This is a genomic window from Nocardioides aquaticus, from assembly GCF_018459925.1.
Taxonomy (GTDB): domain Bacteria; phylum Actinomycetota; class Actinomycetes; order Propionibacteriales; family Nocardioidaceae; genus Nocardioides; species Nocardioides aquaticus.
Genome location: NZ_CP075371.1, coordinates 379,748 through 394,945 on the forward strand (window position 1 = coordinate 379,748; position 15,198 = coordinate 394,945).

At 74.6% G+C, this 15,198-nt stretch carries 11 protein-coding genes, 2 tRNA genes, 1 other RNA gene and 1 pseudogene; 9 read left to right on the forward strand and 6 right to left on the reverse strand.

What is annotated here, in order from left to right; genetic code table 11:
• Nucleotides 1-83: 83 nt before the first annotated feature.
• Nucleotides 84-1,754, forward strand: coding sequence for an alpha/beta-hydrolase family protein (locus ENKNEFLB_RS01840; RefSeq protein ID WP_214057644.1), 1,671 nt, complete (start codon nucleotides 84-86; stop codon nucleotides 1,752-1,754).
• An 18-nt stretch (nucleotides 1,755-1,772) separates the two neighbouring features.
• Here the strand turns inward: ENKNEFLB_RS01840 and ENKNEFLB_RS01845 are convergent, their stop codons facing one another.
• Both ENKNEFLB_RS01845 and ENKNEFLB_RS01850 read right to left on the reverse strand, forming a co-directional pair.
• Nucleotides 1,773-2,762, reverse strand: coding sequence for an ECF transporter S component (locus ENKNEFLB_RS01845; protein ID WP_214057645.1), 990 nt, complete (start codon nucleotides 2,760-2,762; stop codon nucleotides 1,773-1,775).
• 306 nt (nucleotides 2,763-3,068) lie between these two features.
• Nucleotides 3,069-3,153: transfer RNA gene (locus tag ENKNEFLB_RS01850), tRNA-Ser, on the reverse strand.
• Nucleotides 3,154-3,248: 95 nt separating this feature from the next.
• Here ENKNEFLB_RS01850 and ffs point away from each other — a divergent pair.
• The 7 genes and pseudogenes from ffs (at nucleotide 3,249) to ENKNEFLB_RS01885 (ending at nucleotide 9,934) form a co-directional block, all read left to right on the forward strand.
• Nucleotides 3,249-3,339, forward strand: an RNA gene (gene ffs, locus ENKNEFLB_RS01855) — signal recognition particle sRNA small type.
• 84 nt (nucleotides 3,340-3,423) lie between these two features.
• Nucleotides 3,424-5,234, forward strand: a pseudogene (locus ENKNEFLB_RS22995) (DNA polymerase III subunit gamma and tau); the annotation flags it as partial.
• 627 nt (nucleotides 5,235-5,861) lie between these two features.
• Nucleotides 5,862-6,308, forward strand: a complete 447-nt coding sequence (locus ENKNEFLB_RS01865; protein WP_214057646.1) for a YbaB/EbfC family nucleoid-associated protein — start codon at nucleotides 5,862-5,864, stop codon at nucleotides 6,306-6,308.
• A gap of 12 nt (nucleotides 6,309-6,320) precedes the next feature.
• A complete protein-coding gene (gene recR, locus ENKNEFLB_RS01870) occupies nucleotides 6,321-6,917 on the forward strand; it encodes a recombination mediator RecR (RefSeq protein ID WP_214057647.1) in 597 nt (198 codons plus the stop codon).
• On the forward strand, nucleotides 6,914-7,525 hold the full coding sequence (locus ENKNEFLB_RS01875) for a DUF5063 domain-containing protein (RefSeq protein WP_214057648.1): 612 nt from the start codon (nucleotides 6,914-6,916) through the stop codon (nucleotides 7,523-7,525). The genes recR and ENKNEFLB_RS01875 overlap by 4 nt, the downstream gene beginning before the upstream one ends.
• Nucleotides 7,526-7,631: 106 nt before the next feature.
• Entirely contained in the window at nucleotides 7,632-8,900 is a 1,269-nt protein-coding gene (locus tag ENKNEFLB_RS01880) for an aspartate kinase (protein WP_214057649.1), read from the forward strand.
• Nucleotides 8,897-9,934: an aspartate-semialdehyde dehydrogenase gene (locus ENKNEFLB_RS01885; RefSeq protein WP_214057650.1), complete on the forward strand. Its 1,038-nt coding sequence runs from the start codon at nucleotides 8,897-8,899 to the stop codon at nucleotides 9,932-9,934. The genes ENKNEFLB_RS01880 and ENKNEFLB_RS01885 overlap by 4 nt, the downstream gene beginning before the upstream one ends.
• Nucleotides 9,935-10,019: 85 nt before the next feature.
• Here ENKNEFLB_RS01885 and ENKNEFLB_RS01890 read toward each other — a convergent pair whose 3' ends face one another.
• The 3 genes from ENKNEFLB_RS01890 to ENKNEFLB_RS01900 form a co-directional block, all read right to left on the reverse strand.
• The gene (locus tag ENKNEFLB_RS01890) at nucleotides 10,020-10,796 is read right to left on the reverse strand and encodes a hypothetical protein (protein WP_214057651.1); all 777 of its coding nucleotides are present in this window, start codon (nucleotides 10,794-10,796) and stop codon (nucleotides 10,020-10,022) included.
• A 119-nt stretch (nucleotides 10,797-10,915) separates the two neighbouring features.
• A tRNA-Pro gene (locus ENKNEFLB_RS01895) sits at nucleotides 10,916-10,992 on the reverse strand.
• Between the two features lie 63 nt (nucleotides 10,993-11,055).
• Nucleotides 11,056-12,012 (reverse strand): metallophosphoesterase, encoded by a 957-nt coding sequence (locus tag ENKNEFLB_RS01900; protein WP_214057652.1) that lies wholly within the window; start codon nucleotides 12,010-12,012, stop codon nucleotides 11,056-11,058.
• Nucleotides 12,013-12,047: 35 nt separating this feature from the next.
• Between ENKNEFLB_RS01900 and ENKNEFLB_RS01905 the strand changes: the two genes are divergently transcribed.
• The gene (locus ENKNEFLB_RS01905) at nucleotides 12,048-12,506 is read left to right on the forward strand and encodes a GatB/YqeY domain-containing protein (protein WP_214057653.1); all 459 of its coding nucleotides are present in this window, start codon (nucleotides 12,048-12,050) and stop codon (nucleotides 12,504-12,506) included.
• Nucleotides 12,507-12,586: 80 nt separating this feature from the next.
• Here ENKNEFLB_RS01905 and ENKNEFLB_RS01910 read toward each other — a convergent pair whose 3' ends face one another.
• The gene (locus ENKNEFLB_RS01910) at nucleotides 12,587-15,076 is read right to left on the reverse strand and encodes a penicillin-binding protein (protein WP_214057654.1); all 2,490 of its coding nucleotides are present in this window, start codon (nucleotides 15,074-15,076) and stop codon (nucleotides 12,587-12,589) included.
• Nucleotides 15,077-15,198: the final 122 nt, after the last annotated feature.

Genomic DNA, 15,198 nt, shown 5'->3' on the forward strand with positions numbered 1-15,198 from the left:
CCGAGGCAGGACCTCGGGCCCGGTGCGCGGGGGCGGCGGGCCCGCCACACTGGGGTCACGACGCGTCGGGCGGGAGGTGAGCGGTGGAGGCAGGCACGGAGCCCGACCGCGCCCCGCCCCGCCGTGCCCGGCGCAGCGTCACCGGCGTCGTGCTGGCGGTGCTGATGCTGGGCGCCTCGCTGGACCCGTCCCTGCTCGCGCGGTCCTGGGTCTTCCAGGGTGTCCTGAGCGGTGTCGGGGTGGCGGTCGGGTACGCCCTCGGTGCCGGCGTCGGCGCGCTCGGCCAGCGCCTCGCCGACCGGCTCGGCTGGCGGGGTCCCCGGATGGGCCGCGGTGGCGCCGTGGTGCTGGCCGTCCTGGCCGGAGCCTGGACCGTGTGGGTCGTGGTCGCGGCCGTCGACCAGCACCGCTGGACCTGGGACCGGCTCGGGTACTCGCCGACCCTGACCACGACGGCGTACGCCGGCGCGCTCCTGCTCGCGGTGGCCGTGGCCGCCGTGCTCGCCGTGCTCGGCCTGCTGGCCCGGGTGGTCTGGTCGTGGGTGGCCCGGCTCGGCGCGCGCTGGCTGCCCGCGTCGGTGGCCGCGGTGCTGGCTGCCGTGGTGGTCGGCTGGGCCGTGCTGGCCGCCGCCGACACCTGGGTCCTCCAGCGCACCCTCGACGGGATGAACGCGGCGTTCGAGGCCGACGACCTCGAGGTCGACGCGTCCGCACCGGACCCGCCGCCGGCCGACGCGCCGCGTTCCGGCACGTCGGCCTCCGCGGTGTCCTGGACCGACCTGGGGGACCAGGGCCGCCGCTTCCTGTCCCGCGGTCCCGATGCCGCCGAGGTCGACGACCTCGCCCCCGCCGGCGCGGCCCCGGCGGTCGACCCGGCACGCGTCTTCGTCGGCCGCGCCTCGGCCGGGACGGTCGAGGACCGGGTCGGGCTCGCCGTCGCCGAGCTCGACCGGCTGGACGCCTTCGAGCGGCGCGCGGTCCTGGTCGTCGTGCCGACCGGCACCGGGTGGGTCAACGAGCAGATCGTCGCGCCCGTCGAGCACCTGCTCGGCGGCGACGTGGCCACCGTGGCCGTGCAGTACTCCCACCTGCCCAGCCCGCTGGCCTACCTCGCCGAGCACGACGCGGCGAGCCGGACCGGGGCGGCGACCATCGAGGCCGTCCGGGACCGGATCGCGGCGTTGCCTGCCGCTGACCGGCCGATGCTGCTGGTGGCGGGCGAGAGCCTGGGCAGCTTCGGCGGGGCGCAGGCCTTCGACGACCTCGACGACATGGTCGCCGACGTCGACCGGTCGCTGTGGATCGGCGCCCCCGAGTTCATGCACCTGCGGCGCCAGGCCGAGGCCGACCGGGAGCCGGGGTCGACCCAGGTCCGCCCGGTCGTCGGCGACGGCGAGGACGTCGTCGTGGCCAACCGGCGCTCGGACCTCGACGGCACGAGCCCGCGGTCGGTCTTCCTCCAGCAGGCCGACGACCCGATCGTGTGGTGGGACTGGGGCACCGCCGTACGCAGGCCCGACTGGCTCGCCGAACCGCTCGACCCGGCGGTGAACCCCGCCATGACCTGGCGGCCGTTCTCGACCTTCGCCAACCTCACCGTGGACATGGCCGTCGGCAACGACTTCGACGAGGACCACGGCCACCTCTACGGCACCCAGCCGCTGGCGGCGTGGACGGCGATGCTGGCACCGCCCGGGTGGGAGGCCGCCGACGTGGAGCGCCTGCGCGAGCACCTGGCGCGGCTCGAGCGGTGAGGACCCCGGGCGGGGTCGTCAGCCGTCGTGGACGGGGCGGGCCGGGGCGAGCAGCGGGAGGTCCAGCCGGCGGAGCCCGGCGGGTAGTGCCGAGACGGCGACCAGGGCCACGAACCCGCTGATCAGCTTGTCGCCGACCGAGACGAGCAGGTTGGCCGCCCAGGTGCCGACCGCCGCCTCGCTGGTCAGGGCGGTCACCGTGGCCGCCAGCGTGTCCTGCTCGTGGCCGGTGCTGCCGCCGAGCAGCAGCACCAGGATCGGGACGGCCAGCAGGGTGCAGACCGCGGCGACGAGGAGGTTCAGGCCGAGGAAGCGGGGCAGGGTCCGGCCGAGGCCGAGCCGGCGGACGCCGTACCCCCAGACGAGGGCGCCGGCGACGTTGACCAGCGCGAAGGGCAGCGAGGCCGGCCCGCCCTCGGCCACGCCGAGGACGTTGGTGACCAGGCCGACCCCGGCGCCGTGCCACGGTCCGAGGGCGATCGCGGCCAGGGCGGTGCCGACCATGTCGAGGTGGACCGGCAGGTCGAGCAGCACGATGAGGCCGCGGCCGGCGAGGTTGAGCGCGACGCAGGCCACCAGCAGGGCGAGCAGGTGGGCGCGCGGCGACCGGGGCGGCGGCGGGGGAGCAGGGTCGGGGGTGCCTGCGGTCGCGTCTGCGGTCGCCCCCGCGGTCGCCCCCGCGGTCGGGACCTCCGCGGGTCGGTCCCCGAGGGACCGGGCCACCCAGGCGTCGACCTCGGGGTCGCCGCCTCCGAGGGCGTGCGCGATCTCCCGCACCAGGGGGAGGTTGAGGCGGGTCCGGCCGGTGCGGAACACGTCGTAGACGGTCGTGCGGGCCACCCGTGCGGCGTGGGGGTCGGCGCCGTCGCGGACGCGCTGCTCGGCGACGCGACGCCCGATCTCGGCGTACGACGGGTCCCCCGCGCGGCGGCGCAGCGCACCCAGCTCGGCAGCGACGACGTCCCAGCCGCCGGTGCCGGGCTCGTGGTCGGTGCCCGGCGTCGTCACGGACCGGATCGTAGAGGGCCCCGCCGACACCGGCTGGGGTGTCCGGGTTCGTCCGGGAAGCGTGTCGGCCCTGGTGCGGGCGTGCGGACGGCGGTGGGATCGGGGAGCGGTCGCGCGGCCCCGGGGGGAGTGCCGCGCGGCTGCTGCCCGCGACGGGGCGCCGCTCCGTGGGGGAGTGGCGCCCGGTCGGGGGGCCGGTCGGGGGGCCGGTCGGGGGGCCGGTCGGCGCGGCCCGTCGGCGGGGCCCGGACGAGCACCGGCCCCGCCGGTGAGGGGCGGGGCCGGTGCGTCCGCGTCTCGCGGCGGCGGAGGATAGGGGATTCGAACCCCTGAGGGCGTTAACCCAACCCGCTTTCCAAGCGAGCGCCATAGGCCACTAGGCGAATCCTCCGCGCAGGAGGCTACCGGTCGCCCCGGCGCGGGGTCGACTCGGGCCGGTACGGGCCGGGTTGCGGCCCGCGCGGAGGCCTCGCCTAGACTGCGGGCAACCCCCCGCGTGGCGGCACCTCACCCAAATCCCCCAGGGCCGGAAGGCAGCAAGGGCAAGTGGGCTCTGCCGGGTGCGCGGGGGCCTCTTCGTCCCCGGGACCGGTCAGGTCCCGGCCGCGGGCTCGGGCGGCCTGGTGGGCTGTCGGCGCCGGTGGCTAGTGTCGTCGGCGTGGAGTCACCCCTCGCGTTGTACCGGCGCTACCGGCCCGAGACCTTCGCCGAGGTCATCGGGCAGGACCACGTGACCGAGCCCCTGCGGGCCGCCCTCGCCAGCAACCGGGTCAACCACGCCTACCTGTTCTCCGGCCCGCGCGGCTGCGGCAAGACCACCTCGGCCCGCATCCTGGCCCGGGCGCTGAACTGCGAGCTGGCGCCGGTCGCCGACCCGTGCGGGCAGTGCCAGAGCTGCCGCGACCTGGCCCGCGGCGGGCCGGGGTCGATCGACGTCATCGAGATCGACGCGGCCTCGCACGGCGGTGTCGACGACGCCCGCGACCTGCGCGAGAAGGCGTTCTTCGCCCCGGTCCGCAGCCGCTACAAGGTCTACGTCATCGACGAGGCCCACATGGTGACCACCCAGGGTTTCAACGCGCTGCTGAAGCTGGTCGAGGAGCCGCCGCCGCACCTGCGCTTCATCTTCGCCACCACCGAGCCCGACAAGGTCATCCCGACCATCCGCTCCCGGACCCACCACTACCCGTTCCGGCTGATCCCGCCGCGGCTGCTGTCGTCCTACCTCGGCGAGCTCTGCGCGCGAGAGGGCGTGCCGATCGAGCCCGCCGCCGTCCCGATGGTGGTCCGCGCCGGCGCCGGGTCGGCCCGCGACACCCTCTCCGTGCTGGACCAGCTGCTCGGGGGTCCGGCCCGGCCGGGATCACCTACGAGCTGGCCACCGGGCTGCTCGGCTACACCCCGGACACGCTGCTCGACGAGGTCGTCGACGCCTTCGCCGCCGGTGACGGCCGGGCCGTCTTCGGCGTGGTCGACAAGGTCATCGAGACCGGGCAGGACCCGCGCCGCTTCACCGAGGACCTCCTGCGCCGGCTGCGCGACCTGGTGATCGTGGCCGCGGTGCCCGACGCGCCGGCGACCGGCCTGATCGACGTCTCCGAGGACCAGGGCGAGCGTCTGGTCGCCCAGACCGCCCGCTTCGGCACGGCCGACCTGACCCGCGCCGCCGACCTGGTGGCCACCGGGCTGACCGAGATGCGCGGCGCCACCGCGCCGAGGCTGCTGCTGGAGCTGATCTGCGCCCGGGTCCTCCTGCCCGGCGCCGACCACACCACGCAGGGCGTGCTCGCGCGACTGGACCGTCTCGAGCGCCGCAACGCCATCAGCGGCACGCCCAGCGCGGCCGCCCCGACCGGTGCGGTCGCCCCCCGGGTCACCGCCGACCCGGCGTTGCGGCTGCCGGCCCAGGACCGGCCGGCTCCGGCGCGTGGCCACGACCAGGGCTCGGCCGCGGAGCCGGCTGCCACGGTGGTGCCGCCGCCGGTGCCGCCGGCGCGGGTCGAGCAGAGTCCCGCCCCGGCCCGACCCCCCGCACCCTCGGCCCCCGAACCCTCGACCCCGGAACCCTCGGCCCCCGAACCCTCGACCCCGGAACCCTCGGCGTCGCCGGCCGCCGTCGAGCCGCCCGCGCCCGTCGAGACGCCGGCGCCCGTCGAGCCGCCCGCGACGCAGGAGCCCCCCGTGGTGCGCGCGGTGCCGCGGCTGGTCTCGGACGAGCCGTCCGCGCCCGCACCGGCGGCCCCGGAGCCGAGCGCCCCCGCACCGGCCGCAGGGCCGGCGCCGACCGACGGCCCGGTGCTGTCCCTGATCGACGTCCGCCGGCTGTGGCCCGACGTGGTCGAGGCCACCAAGCACCGGCGCCGGGTGACCTGGATGCACCTCAGCCAGAACTGCCAGGTCGTCGAGGTCGCCGGTCGCAGCGTGACGCTCGGCTTCACCAACGCCGGGGCCCGCAGCTCGTTCGACGCCGGTGGCAGCGCCGAGATCGTGCGCCAGGCCGTCATCGACGTGATCGGCGTGGACTGGAAGGTCGAGACGATCATCGACGCCGGGGCCGACGCGAGCGCCACGGCGCCGCCGGCGCCCAGCGCCGAACCGCTCCCGGCGGCCGAGCCGGCCCGACCGGCCGCGGCACCCCCGGCGGCGGCACCCCCGGCGGCGGCACCCCCGGCGGCGGCGCCCCCGGTCGACGACGCGCCCCCGCCCTGGGCCGTCGAGCCGCCCGCCGACCTCGAGCCCCCCGACTCGCCGCGTCCGGCTCCCGCCCCCGAGCCGCCGACCGACGGGCCCCCGGACCCGGCGGACGCCGCCGACGAGCCGCCGTGGGCACGCTCGACGCCGCAGGAGCACCGCGAGCGCACCCCCGCGGACCTCCGGGCCGCCGACGCCGACGCGCACCCCGACGACGACGACGCCGAGGTCGACGCGGTCGGTGGGGCCGACCTGCTCGCCCGCGAGCTGGGAGCCAGGATGATCGAGGAGATCCGGCACCAGTGAGCCACTCCGGCACGACCGCACGACCCCGCACGACCGCTCGACCTGTCCGGGCACGACCCGTGCCCACCCGCCCCGCACGCTCCGACACCCCGAGGTGACCCCATGACCCAGAACCCCTTCGACGCGCTCGGCGGCGGTGGCTTCGACATGAACGCGCTGCTGCAGCAGGCCCAGCAGATGCAGGAGCAGCTGCAGGCGGCCCAGGAACAGCTCAACGACGCCCAGGTCGAGGGCGAGGTCGGTGGTGGCGCCGTCACCGTCACCGTCAGCGGCACCGGCGAGCTGGTCGGCGTGGCCATCCGCCCCGGCACCGTGGACGGCGGGTCCGAGGAGGACCTCGCCGACCTCGGCGACATGGTCGTCGCCGCCTACCGCGACGCGAAGGCCCGCGCCGACGCGCTCGCCGCCGAGGCGCTCGGCCCGATGGCCGGGGGGCTCGACGGGCTGGCCGGCGGGCTGGGCGGCGGCATCCCCGGTCTCGGCGGGCCCGGCGGGGAGCCCGGCGCGGACCCCGGCCAGCCGGGCGGCCCCGGCCGTACCGGCTTCTGAGCGGGGTCCTCCTTGTACGAGGGGGTCGTCCAGGACCTCATCGACGAGCTCGGCCGGCTTCCCGGCGTCGGGCCGAAGAGCGCCCAGCGCATCGCCTTCCACCTGCTGCAGGCCGACGAGCCCGACGTGCGCCGGCTGGCCGAGACGCTGCTGCAGGTCAAGGCGCGGGTGCGGTTCTGCTCGATCTGCTTCAACGTCTCCGAGGACGACACCTGCCGGATCTGCCGTGACCCGCGTCGGGACCCCACCGCGTTGTGCGTGGTCGAGGAGTACAAGGACGTCGTGGCGATCGAGCGGACCCGCGAGTTCAAGGGGCGCTACCACGTGCTCGGCGGGGCGATCTCGCCCATCGACGGCATCGGTCCCGACCAGCTGCGCATCCGCGAGCTGCTCACCCGGCTGTCCGACGGGGCGATCACCGAGATCATCCTGGCGACCGACCCGAACCTGGAGGGCGAGGCCACGGCGACCTACCTCACACGCCTGATGAGGGACCTCGGCTTGCGCATCACCCGCCTGGCGAGTGGACTGCCGGTAGGCGGTGACCTCGAGTACGCCGACGAGGTCACCCTGGGACGAGCGTTCTCCGGAAGGCGGGCAGCCGAATGACCGTGCACAGCACCGACGCCGACGACCACACCGCGGTCGTCGCGGCCGAGGTCGCGGCCCAGATCGAGGACTTCCTCGCCGCACTGAGGGCGATCGCGGTCGCCCGTGACCCGGGGCGCGGCATCTCCCTGCTGCTGCTCGAGATCAGCCAGGTGCTGCTCGCGGGGGCCCGGCTGGGCGCGCAGCAGGACTTCGTCCCGCGCAGCGACTACCAGCCCGACGTGGGCCCCGAGGCCGACCTCGACGAGATGCGGCTCGCGCTGGCCGACATGCTCGGCGACGTCGACACCTACAGCTTCGTCTTCGACCCGTACGTGCCCGAGGTGGTCGAGAGCCAGCTCTCCGACGACCTGGCCGCGATCGCCACCGACCTCGAGAACGGGTTGCGTCACTACCGCGCCGGCGACTTCGCCGAGGCCCTGTGGTGGTGGCAGTTCTCCTACGTCTCCTCCTGGGGCAACCTGGCCGGCGCCGCCCTGAACGCGCTGCTCTCGGTGGTCGCGCACGACCGCCTCGACGTCGAGATGGCCGGCAGCGTGCAGGCGATCGAGGCCGAGCGGGTCCGTACCGCGGAGGCGCTGCTGGACAGCGGCGGGCCCACCGCCTGAGCCTCGCCTAGACTCGGCACCGCGCCCCCGCGCCGCACGTCTGCCGGTCCACCGCCCGTCGTGCCCGGGGGCCGTCCCCGTCGTCGAGACACCGAGGAGCTGCCCGGTGGGCATGGTCGTGCAGAAGTACGGCGGTTCGTCCCTGGCCGACGCCGCCGGCGTGAAGCGCGTGGCGCAGCGGATCGTGGCGACCAAGCGGGCCGGTCACGACGTGGTCGTGGTCGTCTCGGCGATGGGTGACACGACCGACGAGCTCCGCGACCTCGCCGAGCAGGTCACGCCGCTGCCGCCCCCGCGCGAGCTCGACATGCTGCTCACCGCCGGGGAGCGGATCTCGATGGCGCTGGTCGCGATGGCGATCGCCCAGCTCGGCCCCCGGGCGCGGTCCTTCACCGGGTCCCAGGCCGGGGTGATCACCGACTCGGTGCACGGGCGGGCCAAGATCATCGACATCAGCCCGGGGCGGATCGAGCAGGCGGTCGCCGAGGGCGACATCGCGATCGTGGCCGGCTTCCAGGGCGTCTCGCAGGACACCAAGGACGTCACCACCCTCGGCCGCGGCGCCTCCGACACCACCGCGGTCGCCCTGGCGGCCGCCCTGGGCGCCGAGGTCTGCGAGATCTACAGCGACGTCGACGGCGTCTTCACCGCGGACCCGCGGATCGTGCCGGCCGCCCGCAAGCTGGACCGGATCTCCACCGAGGAGATGCTGGAGATGGCGGCGTCCGGCGCGAAGATCCTGCACGTGCGCTGCGTCGAGTACGCGCGCCGTCACGACATGCCCGTCCACGTGCGCTCGTCCTTCTCCCAGAAGGAGGGCACCTGGATCATCCCCGAGAGCTCAGGAGGAGCAGTGGAGCAGGCGATCATCGCGGGCGTGGCCCACGACCGCAGCGAGGCCAAGGTCACCGTGGTCGGCGTGCCCGACAAGGTCGGTGAGGCCGCCCGGATCTTCGAGGCGCTCGCCGCCGCCGAGATCAACATCGACATGGTCGTGCAGAACGTCTCCGCCGCGGCGACGTCGCGCACCGACATCTCGTTCACGCTGCCGCGCACCGACGGCCAGACCGCGATGAGCGCGCTGGCGCGCATCCAGGAGGTCGTCGGCTACGACCAGCTGCTCTACGACGACCAGATCGGCAAGGTCTCGCTGATCGGCGCCGGGATGCGCTCGCACCCCGGCATCACCGCGAAGTTCTTCGCCGCCCTGGCCGGCGGCGGGGTCAACATCTCGATGATCTCGACCTCGGAGATCCGGATCTCGGTCGTGGTCGACGAGGCACAGGTCGACGACGCCGTGCGCGCCACCCACACCGCCTTCGACCTGGACTCCGACGAGGTCGAGGCCGTGGTCTACGGCGGGACCGGCCGATGAGCCGCCCGCTGCGCCTCGGCGTGGTCGGCGCGACCGGTCAGGTCGGCGTCGCCATGCGCCAGATCCTGCTGGAGCGCGGCCTCGAGCTCGCAGACGTCCGGTTCTTCGCCTCCGCCCGCTCGGCCGGCCAGGTGCTCGCCTTCGGCGACCGCGAGGTCACCGTCGAGGACGCCGCCGCCGCCGACCCGGCCGGGCTCGACGTGGCGCTCTTCTCCGCCGGCGCCACCACGTCGCGCGCCCTCGCGCCGCGCTTCGCCGAGGCCGGTGTCACCGTCGTCGACAACTCCTCGGCCTTCCGGATGGACCCCGACGTGCCGCTGGTGGTCTCCGAGGTGAACCCCGGCGCGATCTCCGAGGCCCGCAAGGGCATCATCGCCAACCCGAACTGCACCACGATGGCTGCGATGCCCGTCCTCAAGCCGCTGCACGACGCCGCCGGCCTGACCCGGCTGATCGCCTCGACCTACCAGGCCGTCTCCGGCTCGGGCGTCAAGGGCGTGGAGGAGCTGGCCGGGCAGGTCGCCGCCGCCGGCGACAAGGCCGCCGAGCTGGCCTACGACGGCTCCGCGGTGTCCTTCCCGGAGCCGACGACCTACGCCCGCACGATCGCCTACAACGTGCTCCCGCTGGCCGGCTCGATCGTCGACGACGGGCTGGAGGAGACCGACGAGGAGCAGAAGCTGCGCAACGAGTCGCGCAAGATCCTCGGGCTGCCGGACCTCGCCGTCTCGGGCATCTGCGTCCGCGTCCCGGTCTTCACCGGCCACTCGCTGGCGATCAACGCCGAGTTCGCCTCGGCCATGACGCCCCGCCGGGCCCGCGAGATCCTGGCCGGCGCCCCGGGCGTGGAGCTCGCCGACATCCCGACCCCGCTGCTGGCGGCCGGCCGGGACCCGTCGTACGTCGGCCGTCTGCGCCAGGACCCGGGCGTCCCCGACGACCGCGGCCTGGCGCTGTTCATCAGCAACGACAACTTGCGCAAGGGCGCGGCGCTGAACACCGTCCAGATCGCCGAGCTGCTCGCCGCCCGCTGAGCCGAGATGACGCTCGCGGACAGCCGAGATGACGCTCGCGGACAGCCGAGGTGACGCTCGCGGCGCGTCGAGGTGACGCGTGCGGTCAACGCAGGAGCGTGTCGTCCCGCACCGGCTCGTCCCACGCGTTGGTCTCGTCGCCGCTGACGGTGGTCAGCCAGTGCGAGCCGAGGAAGGCCGCCACGCTCAGGGCAGGGATCACCAGGAGCATGGTCCAGCTGAAGATCACCGGCACGAGCAGCAGCAGCACCACCACGGCCACGACGCCGACGGCGAGGATGCTGGTACCGCGGGGGTCGGGGACCTGCAGCGCCGCGAGGGCCAGGCCGCCGAGCAGGGCGACCCCGACGACGATGGCGGTCAGGAAGAGGTAGCCGGCGCCGCCGCAGGACGGTGTCCCGCGCACGGCCTCGCAGAGCGCCAGCGAACCGGTGGTGAGGCCGACGATCATCAGGCCCGCGACCAGGCCGACCACGGCGACGGCACGCATGCCGCTCACCGGGGGCGTCCAGGGCACCCGCGGCGCGGCGGGCTCGGCGGGCTCGGCGGGCTCGACGGGCTGGTCCAGGACGACCGTGGGCTGGGCGTCCGCGGTGGGGCGGGGCGGCTCCGTGGGTACGACCGGTGCTGCCCGCCGTACCACCGGTGCCTCGACCGGATGCGTGGTGGGCGCCGGTGGGGCCACCGTGACCGGTTCGGGTGCCGGGGCGGGCTCTGGCTCGGGGGACGGCTCGCTGGCCACCGGCGGCGGGGCGAGCCCCTCGGCGGGGGGCGCGGGGTCCTTCTTCCTCCGACGCGGGAAGAGGGAGGGCTTGGCGAGGCTGAGCTTCTCCAGCTCGCGCTCTCGGTCCTGGTCGGCCATGGGGCCAGTCTGGCACGCAGCAGCGGGGCGGGGGCCGGGTCGAGGTGGCCCGATGACCGGGTTGTCCGGCGGGGACGACGAAGGGCCAGGCCCCGGCGTACCGGAACCTGACCCTTGCGTGGTCGGGCTGACAGGATTTGAACCTGCGGCCTCCTCGTCCCGAACGAGGCGCGCTACCAAGCTGCGCCACAGCCCGATGTGGGTTGTGCCCACGACCTCGGGGAGCATACAAGAGGTCGGGGGGCCGACCCCAATCGGGTCAGTCCACCGTCGACGGGTGCCCGGTCGGGACGAGGGTCAGCAGGGTGGCCTCGGGCCGGCAGGCGACCCGCAGCCGGACGTACGGGCTGGTCCCGAGGCCGGCGGACACGTGCAGCCAGGACGACCCCGGGTCCCCCGGTCGCGAGTCGGCCGGGTGGCGGTGCAGGCCCTTGGCCCGGGCGGCGTCGAGGTCGCAGTTCGTCGTCAACGCCCGGGCGGGACGCCCCGGCAGTCCCGGCAGGCAGACCTGCCCCCCGTGGGTGTGGCCGGCCAGGACGGCGTCGTAGCCGTCGGCGGCCATCTGGTCGAGGACCCGCAGGTACGGCGCGTGGGCGACGCCGAGGCGTACGTCGGCGCCGGCGTCCGCGGGCCCGGCGATCGCGTCCAGGCGGTCGTATCGCAGGTGTGGGTCGTCCACGCCGGCGAACGCGATCCGGGTGCCACCGACCTCGAGCGTGTCGCGGGTGTTGGTCAGGTCCCGCCACCCGGCGCCGGTCAGGCGTCGGGTCAGGTCGCGCCAGGGCAGCTGGGCGACGTCGGTGTGCCGTTTGCCGTCGTCGGGCAGCAGGTAGCGCAGGGGGTTGCGCATGGTCGGCTCGAAGTAGTCGTTGGAGCCGAGCACGAACACGCCCGGCACCGTGAGCAGCGGGCCGAGCGCGTCCAGCAGCGGGCCGACCGCGTGGTGCGACGACAGGTTGTCGCCGGTGTCGACCACGAGGTCCGGGGCGAGGTCGGCCAGCCCCCGCAGCCAGGCGAGCTTGCGGTCCTGCCCGGGGGTCAGGTGCAGGTCGGAGAGGTGCAGCACCCGGAGCGGGCGGTGCCCGGCAGGCAGCAGGGGGACGGTGACGCGCCGCAGGGTGTAGGCGCGCGCCTCGGCCGCGGCGTACGCCGTCAGGCCCGCCCCGGCGCTCGCGAGGGCGGCGGTGCTGGCGGCGAGCAGGGGGAGCGGGCGCACGCGGCCAAGGGTCCCACGGCTGCCATGATGAGCGCATGAGTGCTCTGAAGGACCGCCTGCGCGCCGACCTCGTCACGGCCATCAAGGCGCGGGAGGAGATCCGGTCCTCGACCCTGCGGATGGTGCTCTCGGCGATCACGAACGCCGAGGTCGCCGGCAAGACCGCCCGCGAGCTCTCGGACGCGGAGGTGGTCGACGTGCTGTCGAGCGAGGCCAAGAAGCGGCGCGAGGCCGCGGTCGCCTTCGACGAGGGCGGGCGGGCCGAGATGTCGGCCAAGGAGCGGGCCGAGGCCGCGGTGATCGCCGACTACCTGCCCGAGCAGCTCTCCCCGGCCGAGATCAGCGCGATCGTGACCGAGGTGGTCGAGGCGACCGGGTCCGCCGGCGCCGGGATGAAGGCGATGGGTGCGGTGATGGGCGCCGTCCAGCCGCGGGTCAAGGGCCGCGCCGACGGCGCCGCCGTGGCCGCCGAGGTACGCCGCCAGCTGGCCTGACGCCCCACCGGCTGTCCGCGAGCGTCACCTCGACGCGCCGCAACCGTCATCTCGGCTGTTTGCGAGCGTCACCTCGACGGTCAGCCGTTGCCGCCACCGCCACCGCCGCCGCCGCCGCCGCCGTTGCCGCCGCCGTTGCCGGAGTTGCCCCCGCCACCGCCACCGCCGCCGCCGTTGCCGCCGCCGCCGTTGCCGGAGTTGCCCCCGCCGCCGCCGCCGTTGCCGCCGCCGTTGCCGCCGCCGTTGCCACCGCCGTTGGAGGGGGAGGGGGCAGGGGGCGGCGGGGCCGGGGCGGGCCCGGCGGAGGTGTAGATGGTGATCGAGCCGCCGCTGCCCAGCGCCGTGCCGCCGCCGGGGGAGGTGTAGGCCACGGTGCCCTCGGTGTAGCCGGAGTAGACCGACGTGCCCTGGGTGACCACGAAGCCGGCCGCCTCGAGCTGCGCCTGGGCCGCGGACGGGTCCTGGCCGCCGACGTCGGGGATGGTCACCAGGACGCCCTCGATCTCGGTGACGGAGGGCGCGGTGAAGGTGGCGTCGGGCAGCCACTGCTGCACGACCTGCATCGCGTTGCCCCACACCGGACCGGCGGTGCCGGAGCCCGACGCGGTGTCGACGTAGGACCCGCCGACGGTCTTGCCGACCAGCGTCTGCGGCTCCCCCTGCTGGTTGGCGCCGGCGATCATGGCCGCGGCGGCCAGGTTGGGGGTGTAGCCCGCGAACCACACGGACTTGGCGTCCTGGGTCGTCCCGGTCTTGCCGGCGCTCTCCTGGGAGAGGCTGATGCCGGCGTTGTAGCCGAAGCCGCCGGGCTCCTGCACGCCGCGCAGGACGTCGCTGACGGCGTCGGCGACCGGGGCGTCGAGGACCTGCTCGCAGGTCGGGTCGTAGCTCTTGACCACGTTGCCGTTGGCGTCCTCGATGGAGGTGACCGGGCGCGAGTCGCAGTGCAGGCCGCGGCCGGCGAAGGTGGCGTACGCCTCGGCCATCTCGACCGGGCTCACGTTGGCCACGCCGAGGGTGAAGATCGGGACCCGCTCGGCACCGGGGCCGGTCGGGTTGTCGAGACGCACGCCCAGCTGCTTGGCCAGGTTGTACGGCTCGCACACCCCGGTGCGGCGCTCGAGCTCGACGAAGAACGTGTTCACCGACTGCTGGGTGCCGCTGTAGAGGTTGAACGTGCCCGCGCCGGTGGAGTTGCCGACCGGGAAGGTGCCGGCGAACGGCGGCTGTCCCGGGCAGTTGGCGAACTCGGACTGGTTGAAGGTCCTGGTCTGGGGCGACGCGATCTGCGTGCTCAGCGGGATGCCCTGCTTGATCGCGGTGGCCAGCACGAACGGCTTGAAGGTCGACCCGGCCTGGAAGCCGGCCGAGTCGCCGTACTCCTGCGGGGTGACGTAGTTCAGGAACGTCTCGCCGGGGCCGTTGCCCATCGGGCGGGACTGGGCGATGGCCTTCACCGCGCCGGTGCGGGGCTCGACCATGGCCAGCCCGCCGATGGCCTGGTCGGTGGGGTTGACCTGGCTCTGCACCGACTGGGTGGCGGCCTGCTGGAAGCGGAGGTCGACGGTGGTCTTGATGGTCAGGCCGCCGGCCTCGATCAGGCGCTGGCGCTCCGCGCGGGTCTTGCCCAGGGCGGGGTCGGCCATCAGGTAGGAGTAGGCGTAGTCGCAGAAGAACGGTGCGGCCGAGTACAGGCACCCGTTCTTGGCGTCCTGCACGTCGAGCCCGAGGTCGGTCCTCTTCACCTTGGTGGCCCGGCGGTCCTTGACCGCGCCGAGCTCGGCCATCCGGTCGAGCACGACGTTGCGGCGCTCGAGCGCGCGCTCCGGCGCGTTCGTGGGGTCGTACGCCGAGGGGTTCTGCACGAGACCGGCCAGCATCGCCGACTGGCGCAGGTTCAGCTCGCTGGCGTTGACGTCGAAGAAGTGCTTCGCAGCGGCCTGGATGCCGTAGGCCCCGTCGCCGAAGTAGGCGGTGTTCAGGTAGCGCTCGAGGATCCAGTCCTTGGAGTGCTGCTGCTCCAGCGCCACCGCGTAGCGCAGCTCGCGCAGCTTGCGGGTGTAGGTCTGCTCGGTGGCCGCGCGCTCCTCGGCCTTGGTGTCGGCGGCGTTGAGCAGGCTCAGCTTGACCAGCTGCTGGGTCAGCGAGGACCCGCCCTGCTGGACCGACGAGCTCGCCGAGTTGGTGACCAGGGCGCGCAGCGTGCCCCGCACGTCGATCGCGCCGTGCTGGTAGAACCGGTAGTCCTCGATGGCCACGATGGCCTTGACCATCCTGCGGTTGATGTCCTTGAGCTGGACGTTGACGCGGTTCTCGTCGTAGAGCGTCGCGATCACCTCGCCCTGGCTGTCCAGCATGGTCGTCTTCTGCGCGAGCGGGACGTCCTCCAGCTCGGTGGGCAGCTCGTCCATGCTGTCGGCCGCGGTCTGCGTGGCCATCCCGGCGACCCCGATGAACGGCACCGTGAGCCCCGCCACGACCACGCCGAGGGCGACGGAGGCAGCGAGCATCACGCCCAGGGAGGTGATCACCCGGGAGAAGGTCGGTCGTTCGGAGGGGGGCCTGGCCATGACACGCAGAGTACGGGAGCATCCCAGGCCCCAGCGAAACGTGACGAGGCGGGCCTAGTCACTTGTGACTAGAGAATTTGGGTCGTTGGGGTCTGGTCTAGAACGTTGACAATTCTTTACCT